This window comes from uncultured Streptococcus sp., from assembly GCF_963545685.1.
Classification (GTDB): domain Bacteria; phylum Bacillota; class Bacilli; order Lactobacillales; family Streptococcaceae; genus Streptococcus.
Genome location: NZ_CAUUKN010000007.1, coordinates 23,559 through 43,804 on the forward strand (window position 1 = coordinate 23,559; position 20,246 = coordinate 43,804).

19 protein-coding genes are annotated in these 20,246 nt (G+C 41.8%); 16 read left to right on the forward strand and 3 right to left on the reverse strand.

Features of this window, described 5'->3' with window-relative positions:
* The 9 genes from RWZ99_RS02520 (at position 1) to trpA (ending at position 7,873) form a co-directional block, all read left to right on the forward strand.
* On the forward strand, positions 1-663 hold the full coding sequence (locus tag RWZ99_RS02520) for an ABC transporter ATP-binding protein (RefSeq protein WP_314676155.1): 663 nt from the start codon (positions 1-3) through the stop codon (positions 661-663).
* Positions 664-1,178: 515 nt separating this feature from the next.
* Complete coding sequence (locus RWZ99_RS02525; protein WP_314676156.1) at positions 1,179-1,460, forward strand: chorismate mutase; 282 nt, start codon at positions 1,179-1,181, stop codon at positions 1,458-1,460.
* 76 nt (positions 1,461-1,536) lie between these two features.
* Positions 1,537-2,892 carry an anthranilate synthase component I gene (trpE, locus tag RWZ99_RS02530; protein WP_314676157.1) on the forward strand — a complete coding sequence of 452 codons (1,356 nt, stop codon included), beginning with the start codon at positions 1,537-1,539 and terminating at the stop codon, positions 2,890-2,892.
* Entirely contained in the window at positions 2,889-3,455 is a 567-nt protein-coding gene (locus tag RWZ99_RS02535) for an aminodeoxychorismate/anthranilate synthase component II (protein WP_314676160.1), read from the forward strand. The genes trpE and RWZ99_RS02535 overlap by 4 nt, the downstream gene beginning before the upstream one ends.
* Before the next feature lie 90 nt (positions 3,456-3,545).
* On the forward strand, positions 3,546-4,550 hold the full coding sequence (trpD, locus tag RWZ99_RS02540; RefSeq protein WP_003094346.1) for an anthranilate phosphoribosyltransferase: 1,005 nt from the start codon (positions 3,546-3,548) through the stop codon (positions 4,548-4,550).
* Positions 4,547-5,314: an indole-3-glycerol phosphate synthase TrpC gene (gene trpC, locus RWZ99_RS02545; RefSeq protein WP_314676161.1), complete on the forward strand. Its 768-nt coding sequence runs from the start codon at positions 4,547-4,549 to the stop codon at positions 5,312-5,314. Before trpD ends, trpC begins: the two co-directional genes overlap by 4 nt.
* Positions 5,301-5,882, forward strand: a complete 582-nt coding sequence (locus RWZ99_RS02550; protein WP_314676162.1) for a phosphoribosylanthranilate isomerase — start codon at positions 5,301-5,303, stop codon at positions 5,880-5,882. Before trpC ends, RWZ99_RS02550 begins: the two co-directional genes overlap by 14 nt.
* Positions 5,879-7,087 (forward strand): tryptophan synthase subunit beta, encoded by a 1,209-nt coding sequence (gene trpB, locus RWZ99_RS02555; RefSeq protein ID WP_002891598.1) that lies wholly within the window; start codon positions 5,879-5,881, stop codon positions 7,085-7,087. Before RWZ99_RS02550 ends, trpB begins: the two co-directional genes overlap by 4 nt.
* A gap of 3 nt (positions 7,088-7,090) precedes the next feature.
* Positions 7,091-7,873, forward strand: coding sequence for a tryptophan synthase subunit alpha (gene trpA, locus RWZ99_RS02560; RefSeq protein ID WP_314676165.1), 783 nt, complete (start codon positions 7,091-7,093; stop codon positions 7,871-7,873).
* Positions 7,874-8,557: 684 nt separating this feature from the next.
* On the opposite strand, the gene RWZ99_RS02565 is transcribed toward trpA, so the two are convergent.
* The gene (locus RWZ99_RS02565; RefSeq protein WP_314676167.1) at positions 8,558-9,814 is read right to left on the reverse strand and encodes an ISL3 family transposase; all 1,257 of its coding nucleotides are present in this window, start codon (positions 9,812-9,814) and stop codon (positions 8,558-8,560) included.
* Positions 9,815-10,092: 278 nt separating this feature from the next.
* On the opposite strand from RWZ99_RS02565, the gene RWZ99_RS02570 reads away from it, so the two are divergent.
* The 4 genes from RWZ99_RS02570 to RWZ99_RS02585 all read left to right on the forward strand — a co-directional run bounded on the left by RWZ99_RS02570 (position 10,093) and on the right by RWZ99_RS02585 (position 14,238).
* A complete protein-coding gene (locus RWZ99_RS02570) occupies positions 10,093-10,524 on the forward strand; it encodes a CopY/TcrY family copper transport repressor (RefSeq protein WP_314676168.1) in 432 nt (143 codons plus the stop codon).
* A 3-nt stretch (positions 10,525-10,527) separates the two neighbouring features.
* Positions 10,528-12,756 carry a heavy metal translocating P-type ATPase gene (locus RWZ99_RS02575; protein WP_314676170.1) on the forward strand — a complete coding sequence of 743 codons (2,229 nt, stop codon included), beginning with the start codon at positions 10,528-10,530 and terminating at the stop codon, positions 12,754-12,756.
* A gap of 73 nt (positions 12,757-12,829) precedes the next feature.
* On the forward strand, positions 12,830-13,033 hold the full coding sequence (gene copZ, locus RWZ99_RS02580) for a copper chaperone CopZ (protein WP_314676171.1): 204 nt from the start codon (positions 12,830-12,832) through the stop codon (positions 13,031-13,033).
* A 158-nt stretch (positions 13,034-13,191) separates the two neighbouring features.
* Positions 13,192-14,238, forward strand: a complete 1,047-nt coding sequence (locus RWZ99_RS02585) for a D-alanine--D-alanine ligase (RefSeq protein WP_314676172.1) — start codon at positions 13,192-13,194, stop codon at positions 14,236-14,238.
* A 245-nt stretch (positions 14,239-14,483) separates the two neighbouring features.
* On the opposite strand, the gene RWZ99_RS02590 is transcribed toward RWZ99_RS02585, so the two are convergent.
* On the reverse strand, positions 14,484-15,173 hold the full coding sequence (locus RWZ99_RS02590) for a hypothetical protein (protein ID WP_314676176.1): 690 nt from the start codon (positions 15,171-15,173) through the stop codon (positions 14,484-14,486).
* Positions 15,142-15,837 carry a hypothetical protein gene (locus RWZ99_RS02595; RefSeq protein WP_314676177.1) on the reverse strand — a complete coding sequence of 232 codons (696 nt, stop codon included), beginning with the start codon at positions 15,835-15,837 and terminating at the stop codon, positions 15,142-15,144. The genes RWZ99_RS02590 and RWZ99_RS02595 overlap by 32 nt, the downstream gene beginning before the upstream one ends.
* 143 nt (positions 15,838-15,980) lie before the next feature.
* On the opposite strand from RWZ99_RS02595, the gene murF reads away from it, so the two are divergent.
* The 3 genes from murF to RWZ99_RS02610 all read left to right on the forward strand — a co-directional run bounded on the left by murF (position 15,981) and on the right by RWZ99_RS02610 (position 20,002).
* Positions 15,981-17,354, forward strand: coding sequence for a UDP-N-acetylmuramoyl-tripeptide--D-alanyl-D-alanine ligase (murF, locus tag RWZ99_RS02600; protein ID WP_314676180.1), 1,374 nt, complete (start codon positions 15,981-15,983; stop codon positions 17,352-17,354).
* Between the two features lie 89 nt (positions 17,355-17,443).
* A complete protein-coding gene (locus tag RWZ99_RS02605; protein WP_314676183.1) occupies positions 17,444-18,109 on the forward strand; it encodes a TIGR02206 family membrane protein in 666 nt (221 codons plus the stop codon).
* Between the two features lie 348 nt (positions 18,110-18,457).
* The gene (locus RWZ99_RS02610; protein ID WP_002884210.1) at positions 18,458-20,002 is read left to right on the forward strand and encodes a peptide chain release factor 3; all 1,545 of its coding nucleotides are present in this window, start codon (positions 18,458-18,460) and stop codon (positions 20,000-20,002) included.
* The last annotated feature ends 244 nt before the right edge of the window (positions 20,003-20,246 follow it).

Below are 20,246 nucleotides of genomic sequence, written 5' to 3' on the forward strand. Positions count from 1 at the left end.
ATGATTGCAATTAAGAAACTAAGCAAATATTTTGGTAAGCGAGTTATTTTTGATGATTTAAATTTATCTTTTGATAAAGGAAAGATCTATGCGCTTATCGGAGAAAGTGGCTCTGGGAAAACGACTCTTTTAAATATTCTGGCAAAACTAGAGACTTATGATAGTGGTTCTGTCACTTATGATGATACAGACTTGAAAGAGATTAAATCTCAAGTCTATTATCGTGATTATTTGGGGTATTTGTTCCAAAACTTTGGGCTTATTGAAAATGATAGTATAAGTTATAACCTGGATTTGGGGTTGGTAGGAAAGAAACTCAGAAAGAATGATATTCAAGAATGCAAAGAAAAAGTGATGAAAGATGTTCATTTGGAACATTTAAATATTAATCAAAAAATATATGAATTATCTGGCGGAGAAGCACAACGTGTTGCTCTGGCTAAACTTTTTTTGAAAAATCCTCCTATCATACTAGCCGATGAACCAACAGCTTCCTTGGATCCCGATAATGCTCAAGAAATTATGGACTTAATTCGATCACTAAAAAGTCCAAATCGTATCATTATTATTGCTACCCATAATCCAAGTATTTGGGAACAAGCAGATCAAGTAATTCGATTAAATAAGATTCGATATAACAACTTTAACGACGATATTAGTTAGTTTAAATATCACTTTTGTTTGAGAACCTAGTTCAAGAGTTATTTTGATTTATTCTCATAAGATATCCCGAGGAGATGCAAATACCATATAAATGTAAGAAATAAGGTCAGTTGGGTCGTCGAAATTGTCAAAATTAACAGAAAATTCTTGACATCTTTTTAAAAAGGAGTACAATAGTTAGTAAATCGGAAAGTAACTGGTCTTAGATTTTCAGGGAGCCTGCGGTGATTGTGAGTAGGTAATCGAGATGAGCGAACATTGGGCTGATTGGATGATAATGAGAAGGTAACACATATTCTTCTCGGTTGGCACCCCTTACCGTGCGACTCCTTGTTAGAGGAGATAGAGATGATGGTCGTATTTCGTAGACCATTAACTGAGGTGGTACCGTGTTAAACTAGATTTAATGCCCTCACAGAGTTTTTCTCTGTGAGGTTTTTTGTTTACTTTTATCTTTAAAGGTCTATTTACCTTAAAGAAGTGTTATTTCATTATTCATGAGAGGTTGGGGATTTATGGATGCATTAAACGATATTCGAAGTGATATTGATCATATTGATAGTCAGTTAATCCGACTTCTGGCCCAACGTCAAATACTTGTGGAAAAGGCAGGACGGCTTAAGCCCAAGGGAGACAAGGTTGCTGTCCAGGCTAGTGATCGTGTCGCTCAAGTCATAGCTAACCGTCGTAAGGAGGCACTAGAGCTTGGCTTATCGCCAGATGTGGCTGAAAGTGTTTGGCGAAGCATGATTAAAGCCTTTATAGCTTTGGAGGAGAAAGTGAACAAAGAATACTAATGGTGCTGGTACATCCTATAAAGGAGTCTTGTATCAGTCTTATGACTCTCGATAAACCAGTATGAAAGGAAATATTATGAGAAAAATTTTACCAGCCGATACCTTAACACCAATCTTGGCTTATATGCGTGTTCAAGGGGAACACAAGGTTATCCTTGAATCTATTCCTCGTGAGAAGGAAAATGCGCGTTTTTCTATTGTTGCCTACAATCCTGTCTTTGAAGTAACCTTCAAGGATGGTGTTCTTTATGAAAATGGTAAGGCGATAGATCAGGATCCTTTCGAATACTTGGACCAAGTAACCGTCAAAGGCATCAAGTCTGACCTCCCTTTCGCAGGTGGAGCCATCGGGTTTGCAGGTTATGACATGATTGGTCTCTATGAAAATATCGGGGAGATTCCTGAAGATACGATTGGGACACCTGATATGCATTTCTTCATCTATGAGTCTTATTTGATTTTTGACCACAAGAAGGAAAAGGTTTATGTGGTTGAGGATAATATCTACTCTGGTCGTGACAACGATGCGGTGCGTCAAGCTCTGGGGCAGGTGGTAACGAACCTCCAGACTCAGGCACCAAACGAGTTTACACCTCAAGCCTTGCAGGCCTTGCAATTTTCAAATCATATCGAAAAAGAGGTCTTCATGGATATGGTGGCTAAGGCTAAAAAGCTTATCCGTGAAGGAGATATGTTCCAATGTGTGCTTAGCCAACGCTTTTCAGCGGACTTTGAGGGAGATCCTTTGGATTACTACCGTAATTTGCGCGTGACCAATCCATCAAACTACCTTTATTTCTATGATTTTGGAGATTATCAGGTGATTGGTGCTAGCCCAGAAAGCTTGGTTTCAGTGAAAAATGGAGAGGTGGTAACTAATCCGATTGCTGGAACACGCCCCCGTGGTGCCAATGAGTCTGAGGACGCTGCTCTTGCGGATGAACTCTCACATGATATTAAAGAAACTGCGGAACACCGTATGTTGGTTGACTTGGGACGTAATGATATCGGTAAGATTGCCCAAAATGGTACGGTCAAGGTGACCAAGTATATGGATGTTGAATATTTCCGCTATGTCATGCACCTTACCAGTGTGGTTAAGGGGCAACTCTTGCCGGAATTGACGGCTCTTGATGCTCTAAAATCAACCCTACCAGCTGGAACTGTGTCAGGGGCACCTAAGATTCGTGCTATGCGTCGTATCTATGAGCTTGAGAAGGAAAAACGTGGTATTTATGCGGGAGCTATTGGTTATCTGTCTGCGACAGGAGATATGGACTTCGCCATTGCTATCCGTACCATGATTCTTAAAAATCAAAAAGCCTATGTTCAAGCAGGTGCAGGTGTTGTTTATGACAGTGTTCCTGAAAATGAATTTTACGAAACGATTAACAAGGCGAAAGCTATGACAAGAATAGGAGATGCCCAATGATTTTATTAGTGGATAACTATGATTCTTTTACCTATAATTTGGCACAATACCTAGGTACATTTACAGAGGTAAAGGTCTTGCGTAACGATGATGAGAAGCTCTATGAAGAGGCGGAAAAAGCTGACGGGCTTGTCTTTTCACCAGGTCCGGGTTGGCCAGCTGATGCGGGTAAAATGGAAGCCTTGATTAAGGATTTCACTGGTAAAAAACCGATGATGGGAATTTGCTTGGGGCATCAGGCTATTGCGGAAACTTTTGGTGGTAAACTCGGCTTGGCTAAAAATGTCATGCATGGCAAGCAAAGCAATATTACCTTTGAAACGCCATCGCCAATTTTCAAGGGCATCGATAATGATGTCCCAATCATGCGTTACCATTCCATTGTTGTTGACCAAATGCCAGATGGCTTTGATGTGACAGCTATCACAACTGATGACCAAGAAATCATGGCCATCCAGCATAAGGAGCTACCAATTTACGGTTTGCAATATCACCCAGAGAGCATCGGAAGTCCAGATGGACTCAAGATGGTTGAAAATTTTGTGAAAATCGTTGCAAGCTAGTTGGTCGGTCTTTTGACTAGATTGGTCTACACTCAAAACATCTCCTCGTACATCGGAAAATATTGAACCGTTTTTAAAAGGAAAACAAATATGAAAGAAATATTCCTACAAATCTCAAACCGACAAGACTTGTCTCAAGACCAAGTCCAAGCAGTCTTTGACCGCATTCTCAAAAATGAAGTCTCAGAAAGCCAAATCGCTGCCTTCCTTATGGGGCTTAAAACTAAGGGAGAAACAGCAGATGAAATCACAGGTATCGTGCGTGCCCTCAAATCACATGCGACGGTCTTGCCTGAGACCTTCACAGATGCTATGTGTAACTGTGGAACTGGTGGGGACCAGTCTTATAGCTTCAACATTTCAACAACGGTTTGCTTTGTCCTAGCAGCAGGCGGTATTCGTATGGCCAAGGCAGGTAACCGTTCGATTTCCTCTAAATCTGGTTCGGCAGATGTCCTTGAAGCCCTTGGAATCAACGTTGCGGCATCACCAGAAACCCTATCTAAAGCACTTGACGAGGTTGGTTTGGCCTTTATCTTTGCCCAAACCATGCACCCAGCTATGCGTTTTATCGGTCCAGCTCGTCAAGCTCTTGGGATTCCAACGATTATGAACTTGGTTGGGCCACTGGCTAATCCGCTTGACCTTGAGACACAACTCATGGGGCTCTATCGTGTGGAATTGCAGGAGATTGTTGCTAATGCGATTCAACAGTTGGGACGTAAACGTGCGGTTATTATCACTGGTCCTGACAATATGGACGAAGCTGCTCTCTATGGCACTAACACTTACACCCTTTTGGAAGATGGTCATATCAGCCAGCACACTTTCACTTATGAAGATTTGGGTATGGAAAAGGTTGAGTTGTCTGATATCACAGGTGGTGATGCCAAGGAAAATGCAGAGATTCTCCTTAGTGTCTTGAAAAATGAAGCGAGTCCTTATCTTGAAACAACAGTGCTTAATGCGGGTCTTGGTTTCTTTGCCAATGGTAAGGTTGCGACCATTAAAGAAGGTGTTGAGCTTGCTCGTCAATTAATTGCGGACGGCTCAGCCCTAGAGAAACTTCGCCAACTCCAAGAGGTACAAGTATGAGTAAAGCCTTTCTCCCAACAATCTTAGAACAAAAAGAAAAAGAAGTGGCCCAGTTGGTCATGGAAGATTTGCAGCCTTTGCGTCAGACCTATCGCCTTTATGATTTTCTCAAGTCAAATCAAAACAAGCTGCAGATTATTTCTGAAGTGAAAAAAGCCAGTCCAAGTATGGGTGATATTAACCTAGATGTGGATATTGTGGCTCAGGCCAAGACCTATGAGGAAAATGGGGCAGCCATGATTTCTGTTTTGACTGACGAAGTCTTCTTCAAAGGTGATATTTCCTATTTGAAAGAAATTTCGTCCCAGGTAGCTATTCCCACCTTGGCTAAGGACTTTATTATTGATGAGAAACAGATTGTGCGTAGCCGTAATGCGGGTGCGACAGTCATTCTCTTGATTGTAGCGGCCTTGCCAGAAGCTCGTCTTAAGGAGCTCTATGATTTTGCGACAAGCCTTGGCTTGGAAGTCTTGGTTGAAACGCATAATCTGCCAGAATTGGAAGTGGCTCATCGTATTGGTGCTGAAATTATCGGCGTTAACAACCGTAATTTGGTGACATTTGAGACAGATATCAATACCAGTCTTGAGTTATCGACGCATTTTAAGGACAAGCAGGTTTATATTTCTGAGTCGGCTATTTTTACAGGTCAGGATGCTGCCCTAGTTGCCCCATATTTTAATGGGATTCTGGTAGGAACTGCCCTTATGACGGCTGACAATGTGGCTGAAAAGGTCAAGGAGTTGCAAATTGACAAAGGTTAAAATTTGTGGACTGTCAACACCAGAAGCGGTAGCAACTGCAGTTGAAGCAGGTGCTGACTACATTGGCTTTGTGTTCGCCAAAAGCAGGCGTCAAGTGAGTCTTGAACAAGCTCACGAGCTGGCTAAAGGGGTGACAGGCCAGACAAAAATCGTCGGTGTCTTTGTCTCACCAAGTCTTGAAGAACTGGAAGAAGCGATTAATCAGGTTCCCTTAGATATTGTTCAGATTCATGGAACTTTTGATGAAGTTCTGATTCCAAAGATATCAGTACCAGTTATTCGAGCTATTCAGATTTCGGATAGTGATTCTCAAGTCAAGAGCCAGGCGGATTATCTTCTTTTTGATGCTCCTATTGCCGGCAGTGGTCAGACCTTCGACTGGCAACTCTTGGCTGACAAGCAGATTAAGCAAGACTACTTTATCGCTGGTGGCTTGACTGTGGACAATGTGGCAGAGGCCAAGAAAACCTTCCATCCCTATGCCTTGGATGTGTCCTCAGGTGTAGAGACAGATGGCCACAAAGATTTAGACAAGATTAAAGCATTTATAGAAAGAGTGAAAGCATGACATATCAACAACCTGATGCAAAAGGATTTTACGGAAAATTCGGTGGTCAGTTCGTTCCCGAAACGCTGATGACAGCCGTTATTGAATTGGATAAGGCCTATCGTGAAGCCAAGGAAGATCCAAGTTTCCAAGCGGAATTGGATGACCTCCTTAAAAACTATGTGGGCCGTGAGACGCCTCTTTACCACGCCAAACGTTTGACTGATCATATCGGTGGAGCGCAAATTTATCTTAAACGTGAAGACCTTAATCACACAGGGGCCCACAAGATTAACAATGCCCTTGGTCAAGTCTTGCTTGCCAAACGTATGGGCAAGAAGAAAATCATCGCCGAAACTGGTGCAGGTCAACACGGTGTTGCAACAGCGACAGCCGCTGCTCTTTTCGACATGGACTGCACTATCTATATGGGTGAGGAAGACGTTAAACGTCAGGCGCTTAACGTTTTCCGTATGGAATTGCTTGGTGCCAAGGTATTTAGCGTAACAGATGGCTCGCGCGTGCTTAAGGACGCTGTAAATGCTGCTCTTCGTGCTTGGGTTGCAGGTATCGAGGATACTCACTACATCATGGGGTCTGCCCTTGGTCCGGCACCATTCCCAGAAATTGTTCGTGACTTCCAATCTGTTATCGGTCGTGAAGCCAAACGCCAATATGCAGAGATTTCTGGTGGTAAACTGCCTGATGCTGTAATGGCTTGTATCGGTGGCGGCTCAAATGCTATCGGTATGTTCTACCCATTTGTTAATGATAAATCAGTAGCTATGTATGGTGCTGAAGCTTCTGGTTTGGGGCTTGATACTGAAAAACACGCCGCAACCTTTGCCAAAGGTCGCCCAGGTATCCTTCATGGAGCGCTTATGGATGTCCTCCAAGATGCTCATGGTCAAATCATGGAAGCCTTCTCTATCTCAGCTGGTCTGGACTACCCAGGGGTTGGTCCTGAACACTGTTATTTCAACGAAATTGGACGTGCGACTTACGACTCTATCACAGATGAAGAAGCGCTTGAAGGTTTCAAACTTCTGTCACGTTTGGAAGGTATTATCCCAGCTCTTGAGTCTAGCCATGCCATTGCGCTTGCACAAAAAGTGGCAGCTAAGATGTCGCCAGACCAAAGCCTCATCGTCTGCCTCTCAGGTCGTGGGGACAAGGACGTTATGCAGGTTAAAGAACGTTTTGAAGCTGAAGCAGAAGGGAAATAAACCATGACAAAAACACTAACAAAACACCTACAAGCTATCAAAGACAGTAAACACGGTATTTTCGTACCCTATATCATGGCTGGTGATCACGCTAAAGGCCTAGACGGACTTTTTGAGACGATTGCTCTCTTAGAAAATAGTGGTGTCTCAGCTATTGAGGTCGGTATTCCATGGTCAGACCCTGTGGCCGATGGTCCCGTTATTGAATTAGCAGGACAACGTAGTTTGGCTAAAGACGTGACTTTGACAGCTATCATCAAGAAGCTTCAAGAGAAAAAGACAGAGGTCCCTTTGGTTATCATGACCTACATCAACCCAGTTTATCAATATGGTATTGAAGCCTTCGTTAAGGACCTTGCAGAGACATCTGTCAAGGGGCTCATTATTCCTGATTTGCCAGATGAACACGCTGACTTTATCACTCCTTACTTGAAAGACAGTGACATTGCTCTCGTACCTTTGGTCAGCTTGACCACAGGACTTGACCGTCAGAAACAGTTGATTGATGGTGCAGAAGGCTTTATCTACGCTGTTGCCATTAATGGTGTTACTGGTAAGACTGGTAATTACCGTGATGACCTTGACAAACACTTGGCTAACTTGACTGCTCATGCAGACATTCCAGTCCTCACAGGTTTCGGTGTGTCAACAGAGGAAGACATTAAACGTTTTAACGCTGTGTCAGATGGTGTTATCGTGGGATCAAAAATTGTTCGTGACCTTCACGATGGTAAGGAAGAAGAAGTCGCTGAATTTGTTACATTCGGTTCACATTTTGAAAAATAGAAGATGATACTCTCCAGAAATGTGGAGTATTTTGGCATCAAAATCATTCTTTGGGATAAGTTGATTTTCTTATTTTCAAGTGTTATACTATGAGTGAGTAGTGGCAATGACATTTATCTCTTGTTCTTATTTTCATCTTACTTATAGAAAGAAGGCAGACAAATGAAAGTATCATTAAGAGTAATACTAGGGATTTGTTTCTTAATAGGAGCATTACTATTTTTCTTTCGTGGAGAGAATCACTATGCACTGATTTTCCTTCTGGTTGGTGCCTTGTATCTATACAAGGGCTTGAGCTGAGGGTTAAATCTCTGTCGGCAATAGCAAGAGAGAAGTTATATCATCGTCATCAGTTTTCAGATATGAGTATTATTGACGGAATAAGCCTTTTTAGTGACATCTATGTCACTATTTTTTTCCTTTCGAAAGTTTTAGAATGATTTTCATAGCTTGTCTGGAGATAAAAAGAAAGGAAGAGAGGACACCACTGAAAATGATTGATCACATTTTTTCATTCTTTGTATCAAATAATAAAGCTATTACAGTAACCTTTATTATTATTTGGTTGGCTTTTATTTACCCTGGCGTATTTAAATTTTTGTATGTTGAAGGAAGAGATTTTGGCTGTAGCCTTGTTAACTCGATTTTATGGCTCCTTGTCAACTGTAGTGGGTTGATGAAAAGTTACAACCTGGAGAGGACCAAATTGGTTCTCTCCTTTTTGATGTTCAAAGCAATGAGAATTCTAGTTTTAAAGTTGTCAAAGTTCCGGAAGCCAAAAGCATTTCGCTTGATGACTTTGATGAGGTTATTGGTAGCCTCTAGTTTTGCGTTTGAGTAGGGAAGTTCCAGTGCATTCATGATCTTGTCCTTATCTTTCAAAAAGGTCTTAAAAACAGTTTGAAAAATAGGATTTACAGAAGAAATTGTTTCTTCAATAAGACTAAAGAAATGTTCTGTTTGTTTCTCTTGAAAATGAAAGAGTAGGAGTTGATAGAGATTATAGTGCTGTCTAAGTTCTTGAGAGTATGAAAGCAGCTTTTCTAGAACCTCTTTATTGGTCAAGTGTGACCGAAAAGTTGGTCGATAAAATCGTTTATCACTGAGTTTACGGCTATCCTGTTGGATGAGTTTCCAGTAACGTTTCAGTGCTTTATATTCGTGCGATCTCCGATCAAACTGATTCATAATTTGGATGCGTACGCGATTCATTGCTCGACTGAGATGCTGGACAATGTGAAAGCGGTCGAGAACGATTTTTGCATTTGGAAAAAGTTTTCTAGCAATATCGTAGTAGGGACTAAACATGTCCATGGTAATGACTTTCACACGACTTCTCACCTGTCTAGAATAACGAAGGAAATGATTGCGAATAGTTGCTTGAGTCCGTCCATCTAGGATAGCTACGATCTTTCTTGTATCGTAGTCCTGTGCAATAAAGCTCATCTTACCTTTCTTGAAGCTGTACTCATCCCAGCTCATGTGTTCTGGAAGGTGGTTAAGATCAGATTTGAACTCGAACTCTTTCAATTTACGGATGACTGTCGAAGTAGAGACCGATAAACTTTCGGCAATAGCAGTCATAGGGACTTTCTCGATTAATTTTTGAGTGATTTTCTGGTTGACGATCGTTGAGATTTGGTGGTTCTTTTTGACTAAGGAAGTTTCTGCGACAGCCATTTTTCCGCATACTTTACAGCGAAAACGGCGTTTTCTTAATCGAATAAGAGTTTTGTAGCCCGCACACTCTAGATAGGGAATTTTAGATTCTTTTTGGAAGTCATATTTAGCCATTTGTCCTTGACAATCGAGACACTTAGGAGCAGGATAATCTAGCTTAGCGATGATTTCTTTATGAGTTCCAGCATCCAGATAATCCAAGATTATGATGTTCTTGTCTTTAATTCCGAGTATGTTTGTGATAAAATTTAATTGTTCCATAAGATTCTTTCTAATGAGGGTTTGGTTGCTTTTCATTATAGTTCTTATGGGACTTTTTGTCTGCATTCAAAAAGCTCTATAATCTCTACAGTGGTTTTACCCACTACAGAAATTATAGAGCCGATTTTATCTTAGTAAAGTGTGACACCTCTTAGGAGGTGTTTGTTTTTTTAAAAATAAATCTACAAATGTAAACAAAACTCTTGACATGTCCCCAGCATAGCGTTAAAATAAATCTATAAACGTAAACGAATAACAAGATTCAGAAAGGAGTTATCATGCTGACAATTTCATCTGCGGAATGGGAAGTCATGCGAGTGCTCTGGGCTAAGGGGCAGGCGACTTCTTCAGAGATTATAGCGATTCTAGCTAAGAAGCTAGACTGGTCGGCTTCGACAGTTAAGACCTTGCTTGGACGTTTGGCGGACAAGGGTTACCTAACCAGTCAGCGTCAAGGACGAGGGTTTATCTATCAAGCTAGCTTGGGTGAAGATGAAGCGAATTTTCAGGCTTTAGAGGCTGTTTTTGACAAGATTTGTTTGACCAAACATAGCGACTTATTGGGTCAACTCATTGCAAAGACACCGATGACGCAAGCTGATGTGGATAAGTTGCAGGCCTTGCTTTTAGCAAAAGCACCTGTGGATCAAGTGGTTTGTGACTGTGTGCTTGGCCAATGCGCCTGTGGGCATCATATGGAGGTGAATTAGAGAATGGCAAAAGAAACTTTTGTGGTTAATGGGATGACTTGTGCGTCTTGTGTGGCCAATGTTGAAAATGCTGTTAATAAGTTGGATGGTGTGGACAAGGCTGTGGTTAATCTGACCACGGAAAAAATGTCTGTGGATTATGCTGGGGATAAGGTTAGTCCAGAAGCTATTGAAAAAGCTGTGGCTGACGCTGGTTATGAAGCCGAAGTCTACAATCCAGATACAGCTAAAAGTCAGGAAGAACGTGAAGAAGACAAGATTCACAAGGTGCGTGATCGTCTTATTTGGTCATCGGTCTTCACTATTCCTCTCTTTTATCTAGCTATGGGGCCAATGGTCGGTTTGCCTGTGCCAAACTTCTTGTCTCCTCACCATGCAGCCTTGACCTATGCCTTGGTGCTTTTGATTTTGACAGTTCCCGTCATGTGGTTGGGCCGTTCTTTCTATAGTAACGGTTTTCGTACCTTGGCCAAGGGTCACCCAAATATGGATGCCTTGGTAGCCTTGGCAACATCGGCGGCCTTTCTTTATAGTCTCTATGGTACTTATCACATTTCTTTGGGGCATACCCATCACGCCCACCAACTTTATTTTGAGTCAGTCGCTGTTATCTTGACCTTGATTACTCTAGGTAAGTACTTTGAAACCCTCTCTAAAGGTCGGACTTCAGACGCTATCAAGAAACTCATGCACTTGTCAGCTAAGGAGGCAACCGTTCTTCGGGATGGTAAGGAAGTCAAGATTCCTGTGGATAAGGTTGTTCTTGGTGACCATATTGTGGTCAAACCTGGGGAAAAGATAGCCGTGGATGGTCAGGTGATTTCAGGTAGCTCTGCGATTGATGAGAGTATGCTTACAGGTGAGTCGCTTCCTATTGAAAAATCTGTTGGTAAACCCGTATTTGCAGGTTCTATTAATGGTCAAGGTAGCTTGATTTATGAGGCTGAAAAGATTGGTAAAGATACCTTGCTTTCTCAAATCATTAAACTGGTTGAAGATGCCCAACAAACCAAGGCCCCTATTGCCAAGATAGCCGATCAGGTGTCAGCGGTCTTTGTTCCCATCGTCATGGCTATAGCCCTTGTTTCAGGCCTCTTCTGGTACTTCGTCATGGGACAAACCTTTACTTTTGCCATGACTGTAGCAGTTAGTGTTTTGGTCATTGCTTGTCCGTGTGCTTTGGGTCTTGCGACACCAACAGCCATCATGGTTGGTACAGGACTTGGTGCTGAACACGGTATTCTCTACAAGCGTGGGGATGTGCTCGAGCTAGCTCACAAGGCTGATGTCCTCGTTTTTGATAAGACAGGAACCATTACTCAGGGTAAACCTCAGTTGGTCTCTAGCTATACCTATGGCAATAATGGAGCAGCCCTGCAGCTTTTGGCATCTTTGGAAGCCAAGTCTGAGCACCCCTTGGGTCAAGCAATTCTTGTGGCAGCAGAAAATGCTAACTTGGACTTGTTAGAGATGGACAATTTCTCAAGTTTGACTGGACGAGGCCTTACTGCCAGCTATGCAGGTAAGACTTATATAGCTGGGAATCAAACACTTATGACAGAGGAAAAAGTCGACTTGGCTTCAGCACAAGCTGATTTCCAAAGCTTGACGGCTGATGGTCAAACCCCTATTTTCTTGGCTGAAGATGGCAACTTAATCGGACTCTTTGGTGTAGCTGATCAGGTTAAAGCAGATAGTGCAGATATGGTGGCAGCTCTTCATCAAATGGGCAAGGAAGTTATCATGTTGACTGGGGATAATGACCAAACAGCTCAAGCCATCGCTCAAAAGGTTGGCATCAAACGTGTTATCAGTCAGGTGCTTCCGCAAGAAAAATCTAGGGTGATTAGTGATCTTCAGGCAGAAGGAAAATCAGTCATCATGGTTGGTGATGGTATCAATGATGCCCCAGCCCTTGCGACTGCCGATATCGGTATTGCCATGGGATCAGGGACAGATATTGCCATGGAAAGTGCTGATATGGTCCTTATGAAACCCAACCTTATGGATGTGGTTAAGGCTTTGAAAATTAGTCAGGCGACTATCACAACGATTAAAGAAAACCTCTTTTGGGCTTTTATCTACAATATCTTGTCTATCCCAGTAGCTATGGGTGTCCTCCACCTCTTTGGAGGTCCCCTTCTTGACCCAATGATAGCAGGACTTGCCATGAGCTTTAGCTCTGTTTCGGTTGTCCTTAATGCTCTGCGACTCAAACGCCGTAAAGTCTAAGTGTCGATTGCTTACAACTCCCGCCACTTAATCTGTGTATTGAAAAATAATTAAAGAAAAGGAAGAAAGAAAAATGACAAAAACTTATAAGGTTACAGGAATGAAATGCCAAGGCTGTGTTAACACCGTTACTGAAAAACTCTCCGCCGTCAAAGGTGTGGACAAGGTTCAAGTTGACCTTGAAAACAAACAAGTCACTATCGAAGGGAAACCTTGGAAATGGTCTCTCAAACGTGCCCTTAAAGGTACTAAGTTCGAGCTTGGCGACGAAATTTAAGACAGGAATGAAACAGCTATTAGGCTGTTTTTTTGCCCATAATCTTTTTGAAAAACTCTTCCTTTTGTGATATGATTAAAATAATTATGTTCTCAAAAAGGAGACTAGTCTCTCTTTAAACTGAGACTTGAAAATCAAAAAAAGAAAACGGTATACCTATGTCTAAACAAACCCTTATCCTTCTCTATGGTGGACGTTCGGCAGAACGTGAAGTGTCTGTGCTCTCAGCTGAGAGTGTTATGCGTGCGGTAGATTACAGCGCATTTGAGGTTAAAACCTACTTTATCACTCAGTCTGGTGATTTTATCAAAACACAAGAATTTACAGAAACTCCAAGTGATGATGAGAAGCTCATGACTAATGACACAGTTGAGGCTAGTCAGGCTATCAAACCAAGTGACATCTACGAAGAAGGTGCTGTGGTCTTCCCAGTCCTTCATGGACCTATGGGTGAGGATGGGTCTATCCAAGGTTTCCTCGAAACCCTCAAGTTGCCATACGTGGGTACCAATGTTCTTTCATCAAGTGTAGCTATGGACAAGATTATGACCAAGCATATTCTTGAAGTTGCAGGTGTCCCTCAGGTTGCCTACACAGTCTACATCGAGGGTGAAGATTTGGAAGCAGCAGTAGCAGAGACGCTTGAAAAATTGACCTTCCCAGTTTTCGTAAAACCTGCTAACATGGGGTCATCTGTTGGGATTTCGAAAGCTGAAAACGAAGCGGAGCTTCGTGCAGCGATTGATCTGGCTCTCAAATATGATAGCCGTATCTTGATTGAGCAAGGTGTGGTTGCCCGAGAAATCGAGGTTGGTATCCTTGGAAATACAACTGTCAAAACGACAGATCCAGGTGAAGTGGTCAAAGACGTGGCTTTCTATGATTACCAAGCTAAATACATTGACAATAAGATTACCATGGACATCCCAGCTCACGTGCCTGCAGAAGTCATGACGCAAATGCGTGCCTATGCGGCCAAGGCCTTCCGTGCTCTTGGTGGTTGTGGTCTTGCTCGCTGTGATTTCTTCCTGACAGAGGATGGAGCCATCTACCTAAATGAGCTCAACACCATGCCAGGTTTCACTCAATGGTCAATGTACCCACTACTTTGGGAAAATATGGGACTTTCTTACTCAGACCTTATCAAGGAATTGGTAGCCTTGGGACAAGAAATGTTCGACAAACGTGAAAGCCATTTGATTTAAGAACTACGATTTATAAGACAGACATCTTAGTCTCGGAGAAATCTCTGAGACTGAGGTGTTTTTTTCTTTACAGAAATCCAGATTGTATTTATATCTTTTCTTTATCACCTCGATAAAAAATACATATTATCCAAATAAACTAAAGTGAAATAAGACTGTCATCCTCTTAAAGAGGTAAGTCTTGCTTAATAAGAATAAACAACCACTCCTGCTTATATCTAGTCTAGCTAGAAGTAGGAGTGGTTTTATTTGTTTTTATACTTTCTTTTGATTTTCCATTCAACGAAAAGTACATATATAAAAATGCCTCCCCACATTCCAAATAGGATATAGGGTTCCAGACGATCAAACAAGGTTATTCGTTGACCATAAAGGGATTTTGAACCGTCTTTCCAGGTAATGTTCTTGTCTTCATCATCAATCCGTTTGTATGATTCGCCATTGTAGGTCAGGTAATTGTCTTTACGAACATACATATTCAAATAGTTGTAGCCATTCTTAGCGGGAAGGTCTGAAAGCAAGCCTTCCTCGGCATAAACTTCAATGTAGAGAGTACCGTCATTAAAGCGTTTAATCTCGTCAATGCGTGCATTTTTGATGAGGACATTTCCGTCTTGAACAATCTCCCAATTGCGCTTACTTGACTTGTGACCTTCTTCGTAGGATATGGCAAGCTGATGACTTTCAGATTGCCAAAGACCGTAGATATCGTCTTTATAAACGTCATGACCAAAGAAAATACCATAGATAATGACTACAGGTAAGAGGATTAGGAAACATATCCCAAAAATGTTGGCTAAACGGTCTGTAAATTTTTCCCAGTGTGCTCGCCATCCAGTTTTGCGTTTCTGTTGTTTCCGATATGCTTTTTGTGAATGATACTTTCGGTTGAGTTTCTTTCGGTCAGCGTATTTTCTTTTTGTTTGGTGTCTCATTGAGTTTTTCTAACCTCTTTTTCCGAGCTTCTATAATGGTAAGCAATAAGCAAATACCCATAAGTATCAAATAGAAGGCTTCAAAAACCTCATCTATAGTAGTTTTCCGTTCACCATAAGGGCTGCTAGAACCATCTTTCCAAGTGATAGACTTGTTTCTGGAGTCTATTCGTTTGTAGGACTCGCCATCATAGGTAAGGTAATTGTTTTTACGAAGATAGAAATCCATATAGCTGAAGCCGTCCTTGGTGGGGAGGTCTGTCAGGTAGCCTTCCACAGTGTAGAGCTCCATGTGAAGAGTCCCGTCATTAAGCCGCTTGACCGGGCGAGTTCTAGCAGCATAGATAATATACTTACCATCCTGTACGACTTCCCAGTCGATATTTCCCCGTTTCCGAATATGCTTATAGGAAATCGCTAACTTATGATGATCAGACTGCCAGAGACCATAAATGTTATCTTTGTTGACTGTATAATGATCGTAATAATAAGAACCACCATACAGCAGTGCTAGTATTAATAAGATAATCAATTCAGATGTTGGCTCCAGTAGAATTATCTTTCTCCAATTAAAGCGCCAGCTTTTGGGTTCTTCAATACTTTGGCAGTCACTTTTTCTGTCTTTCGCTTTGTTAGAAGGACTGATTGATTTTTTCTTTGTCATGCCTAATCCTTTCTTCAACCATTGTAACAAATTCATCTCCCAAGCAAAAGCTAGTCCGATTTGTGATATAATTGGAGAGTATTCAGAGACAAGAAAGCGTTTTTTGTCGGACCTGTAAAAAAATATAAATAGAGGATTTTAAGATGAAACTGACACTCCATGAAATTGCCAAGGTTGTTGGCGCTAAAAATGATGTCACTGCCTATGAAGATGTCGCCATTAACCAGATTGAGTTTGATAGCCGTAAGATTACAGCAGGGGACCTCTTTTTACCGCTCAAAGGTGCGCGTGATGGGCATGATTTTATCCAAACAGCCTTTGACAACGGTGCTCTAGCGACATTCACAGAAAAAGAATTACCGGCTGATCAAGCCCACATCCTAGTCGATGACGCTCTTGAAGCCTTCCAAAAACTAGCTGCCTACTATCTTGAAAAGACTGGTGTTGACGTTATTGCTGTGACTGGTTCTAACGGTAAGACAACCACCAAGGACATGATTCATGATATTTTGGCAACGACCTATCGTACTTACAAAACGCAAGGCAATTACAACAATGAGATTGGTCTTCCTTATACAGCCCTCCACATGCCTGATGATACGGAGAAAATCGTCCTTGAGATGGGGCAAGACCACATGGGAGATATTCATCTCTTGTCAACCTTGGCTAAGCCAAAAACAGCCGTTGTTACCTTAATCGGAGAGGCTCACTTGGAATTCTTCGGTAGCCGTGATAAGATTGCTCAAGGTAAAATGCAAATGCAAGACGGTATGCCTGATGGTAGTCTCTTGCTTGTGCCAAGTGATCTTATCGTAGATCCTTTCTTGCCAAGCAATCTTGAAGTGGTACGCTTTGGAGATGGTGCAGAGCTTACAGTCTCTGAGTTGACGGAATACAAGGATCATCTTACCTTTTCAGCAAACTTCCTAGACGGACAAGTTACCTTGCCAGTCACTGGAAAATACAATGCCACAAATGCCATGGTTGCTGCCTATATCGCAAAACACTTGGGTGTAACTGAGGAAAATATCCTCTCAGCTCTTGCTAACTTGCAACTCACAAAAAACCGTACCGAATGGAAAAAAGCAGCCAATGGTGCGGATATTCTTTCTGACGTCTACAATGCCAATCCAACAGCCATGAAGCTCATTTTAGAGACCTTCTCAGCCATTCCGAAGAATGAAGGAGGCAAGAAAATCGCTGTCCTAGCTGATATGAAAGAACTCGGTGAACAGTCTGTGCAACTTCATACACAGATGATTTTAAGCCTGACACCAGATGCTATTGATACGGTGATTTTCTACGGTGAAGACATTGCAGAATTGTCACAACTTGCCAGTCAAATGTTCCCACTTGGTCATGTTTATTATTTCAAGAAAACAGCTGATGAAGACCAATTTGACGCTATGGTCAAACAAATCAAAGAAAGCCTAGGCGAGCACGATCAAATCTTGCTTAAGGGTTCTAACTCAATGAACCTAGCCAAGGTCGTAGAAGAACTCCAAGCTAAGGATTAAGTTATCTAACCTGCTCTCTAAAGCAGGTTTTTGATTTACCCTGAAATTTGATATAATACCCAAAATAGCAATTTCATCAGGAGAAGAGAATGAAGGATTTTTTGACAACGACCCAAACTCATCCACCCCATATACCTTTGCCCTATTATTTGCTTATGCTCTTGGGGATGGTGCTCTTTAGTTACTTGAGTTGGCTTTGGCATAACAATAATATATGGCGTTGGACCTTTATCACTCTCCAAGCCATTCAACTGATTAGCCTTTACATTTGGTATATTTGGCAGGGATTCCCTTTAGACGGTAGTCTCCCTCTTTACCATTGTCGTATGACCATGCTCGCCCTCCTGCTCCTAAAAGATAGTAAGGTCAAAACTTATTTTGCACTTATGGGCTTGGTTGGAGGCTGTTGTGCTATTATTTATCCAGTATTTGATCCTTATAATTTTCCACATATCTCCAGTATTTCTTTTATCATTGGGCATTATGCCTTATTGGTCAACAGCCTTAATTATCTTTTGAGGACCTATAAGACTCACCCTATCTCGAAGAATATGATTGTGACGCTTACCCTATTATTGAATCTAGGACTTGTAGTTGTTAATCATTTTGTCAGCGGCAATTATGGCTTATTAAGACACACCCCCTTTATCACAGATGCCTGGCTACCTATCAAATACCTTGCCGTTTCAGTAACACTGATTATTCTTATGATAATTATGAAAAAGGGTCTGGAATATTTTGACGAGAAATATTAAATAAATGAAGAAGCACGCTATCAGAGAGTTGATAGCGTGCTTTGTGATTTTATTTGTTTTATTCTAACACAAAACGCTTTCAGAATTGCTTTCACACTGTAATTTGGATATAATAAAAGAGCTGTGCCTGCGAGAATTATCGCAAGCCTTGACAACAAATGCAGTCCTAAAAAGATAGAAATTTTCTGAAAGAAGAGCTACAATTATCTTGCTTTTCAATCTGGTTAAAACCTATTGCTGTCAGTAGCTATGGAACGTGGAAGTTTTGCGTTTCCTAAGGAGGCTGCTGACATCCATACCACTAAGGAAAAGTATCAAAAAGATTATTTAAAAAGAAGAAAGAAAACTATGAGTATTCAAGACGAAATCAAAAAACGCCGTACTTTTGCCATCATCTCTCACCCCGATGCTGGTAAAACAACAATCACTGAACAATTGCTTTACTTTGGGGGTGAAATCCGTGAAGCTGGTACCGTAAAAGGTAAGAAGACCGGAAACTTTGCCAAATCAGACTGGATGGATATTGAGAAACAACGTGGTATCTCAGTAACCTCATCTGTGATGCAGTTTGATTATGCCGGCAAACGTGTCAATATCCTTGATACCCCAGGACACGAGGACTTCTCAGAAGATACCTACCGTACCCTTATGGCGGTTGATGCTGCCGTCATGGTCGTTGACTCAGCCAAAGGTATTGAGGCTCAAACCAAAAAACTTTTCGAAGTTGTCAAACACCGTGGTATTCCTGTCTTCACCTTCATGAACAAATTGGACCGTGATGGACGTGAGCCACTTGACCTCTTGGAAGAGTTGGAAGAAGTGCTTGGTATTGCCAGCTACCCAATGAACTGGCCTATCGGTATGGGTAAAGCCTTCGAAGGACTTTATGACCTTTATAATGAACGCTTAGAGCTTTACAAGGGTGACGAGCGCTTTGCCAAGATTGAAGATGGTGATACTCTATTTGCTAACAACCCATTCTATGAGCAAGCTAAAGAAGATATCGAACTCTTGACAGAAGCAGGAAATGAATTCTCTGAAGAAGCTATTTTAGCTGGTGAATTAACACCTGTCTTCTTCGGTTCTGCCCTTACAAACTTTGGGGTTCAAACCTTCCTCGATACCTTCCTCAAATTCGCGCCAGAACCACATGGCCACAAGACAGTGGATGGTGATGAGATTGATCCTCTTAACAAGGATTTCTCTGGTTTTGTTTTCAAAATTCAAGCCAACATGGATCCACGTCACCGTGACCGTATTGCCTTTGTTCGTATCGTGTCTGGTGAATTTGAGCGTGGTATGAGCGTTAACCTAACCCGTACAGGTAAAGGAGCTAAGCTCTCTAACGTCACTCAGTTTATGGCCGAGTCCCGTGAAAATGTCGAAAATGCCGTAGCTGGAGATATTATAGGGGTTTACGATACAGGAACTTACCAGGTTGGTGATACCCTTACTGTAGGTAAAAACAAATTCGAATTTGAGCCACTACCAACCTTTACGCCAGAGTTGTTCATGAAAGTTTCTGCTAAAAACGTCATGAAACAGAAGTCCTTCCACAAGGGAATTGAACAATTGGTGCAAGAAGGAGCCATCCAGCTCTACACCAACTACCAAACAGGTGAATACATGCTTGGTGCCGTTGGTCAACTTCAGTTTGAAGTCTTCAAGCACCGTATGGAAAATGAATACAATGCCGAAGTCGTTATGACACCAATGGGTAAAAAGACCGTGCGTTGGATCCAACCTGAGGACCTTGATGAACGTATGTCATCAAGTCGAAACATCTTGGCCAAAGACCGCTTTGACCAACCAGTCTTCCTCTTTGAAAATGACTTTGCCCTTCGTTGGTTTGCGGACAAATATCCAGATGTAACATTGGAAGAGAAGATGTAATGTACTAAGATTGCTTGGCTATTTCATAGCCTAAGCAATCTACGCCACGTCCTATAGGACCGTGGCTAAGTCCCTTACTAAGTCGAAAACGGAAAAAGCATCGTTTCCGTTTTCTCATGTCGTAACACTATGTCTATCTAGTTTATGCAAATCGTTCATCTTTTGGCGCTAGCCCCTATTAGGTGTCTAGCTAGCCGTCTCACTAACTGCGTCAGACGAATAATATCGATTCGTCTGACTTCGT

Coding starts and splice junctions, on each gene's coding strand:
- RWZ99_RS02520 (WP_314676155.1), top strand. CDS start 1: ATGATTGCAATTAAGAAACTAAGCAAATATTTTGGTAAGCGAGTTATT.
- RWZ99_RS02585 (WP_314676172.1), top strand. CDS start 13,192: ATGTCTAAACAAACCCTTATCCTTCTCTATGGTGGACGTTCGGCAGAA.
- trpA (WP_314676165.1), top strand. CDS start 7,091: ATGACAAAAACACTAACAAAACACCTACAAGCTATCAAAGACAGTAAA.
- RWZ99_RS02535 (WP_314676160.1), top strand. CDS start 2,889: ATGATTTTATTAGTGGATAACTATGATTCTTTTACCTATAATTTGGCA.
- trpE (WP_314676157.1), top strand. CDS start 1,537: ATGAGAAAAATTTTACCAGCCGATACCTTAACACCAATCTTGGCTTAT.
- RWZ99_RS02595 (WP_314676177.1), bottom strand. CDS start 15,837: ATGACAAAGAAAAAATCAATCAGTCCTTCTAACAAAGCGAAAGACAGA.
- trpB (WP_002891598.1), top strand. CDS start 5,879: ATGACATATCAACAACCTGATGCAAAAGGATTTTACGGAAAATTCGGT.
- RWZ99_RS02565 (WP_314676167.1), bottom strand. CDS start 9,814: ATGGAACAATTAAATTTTATCACAAACATACTCGGAATTAAAGACAAG.
- RWZ99_RS02525 (WP_314676156.1), top strand. CDS start 1,179: ATGGATGCATTAAACGATATTCGAAGTGATATTGATCATATTGATAGT.
- RWZ99_RS02570 (WP_314676168.1), top strand. CDS start 10,093: ATGCTGACAATTTCATCTGCGGAATGGGAAGTCATGCGAGTGCTCTGG.
- RWZ99_RS02605 (WP_314676183.1), top strand. CDS start 17,444: ATGAAGGATTTTTTGACAACGACCCAAACTCATCCACCCCATATACCT.
- copZ (WP_314676171.1), top strand. CDS start 12,830: ATGACAAAAACTTATAAGGTTACAGGAATGAAATGCCAAGGCTGTGTT.
- trpC (WP_314676161.1), top strand. CDS start 4,547: ATGAGTAAAGCCTTTCTCCCAACAATCTTAGAACAAAAAGAAAAAGAA.
- trpD (WP_003094346.1), top strand. CDS start 3,546: ATGAAAGAAATATTCCTACAAATCTCAAACCGACAAGACTTGTCTCAA.
- RWZ99_RS02575 (WP_314676170.1), top strand. CDS start 10,528: ATGGCAAAAGAAACTTTTGTGGTTAATGGGATGACTTGTGCGTCTTGT.
- RWZ99_RS02610 (WP_002884210.1), top strand. CDS start 18,458: ATGAGTATTCAAGACGAAATCAAAAAACGCCGTACTTTTGCCATCATC.
- RWZ99_RS02590 (WP_314676176.1), bottom strand. CDS start 15,173: ATGAGACACCAAACAAAAAGAAAATACGCTGACCGAAAGAAACTCAAC.
- murF (WP_314676180.1), top strand. CDS start 15,981: ATGAAACTGACACTCCATGAAATTGCCAAGGTTGTTGGCGCTAAAAAT.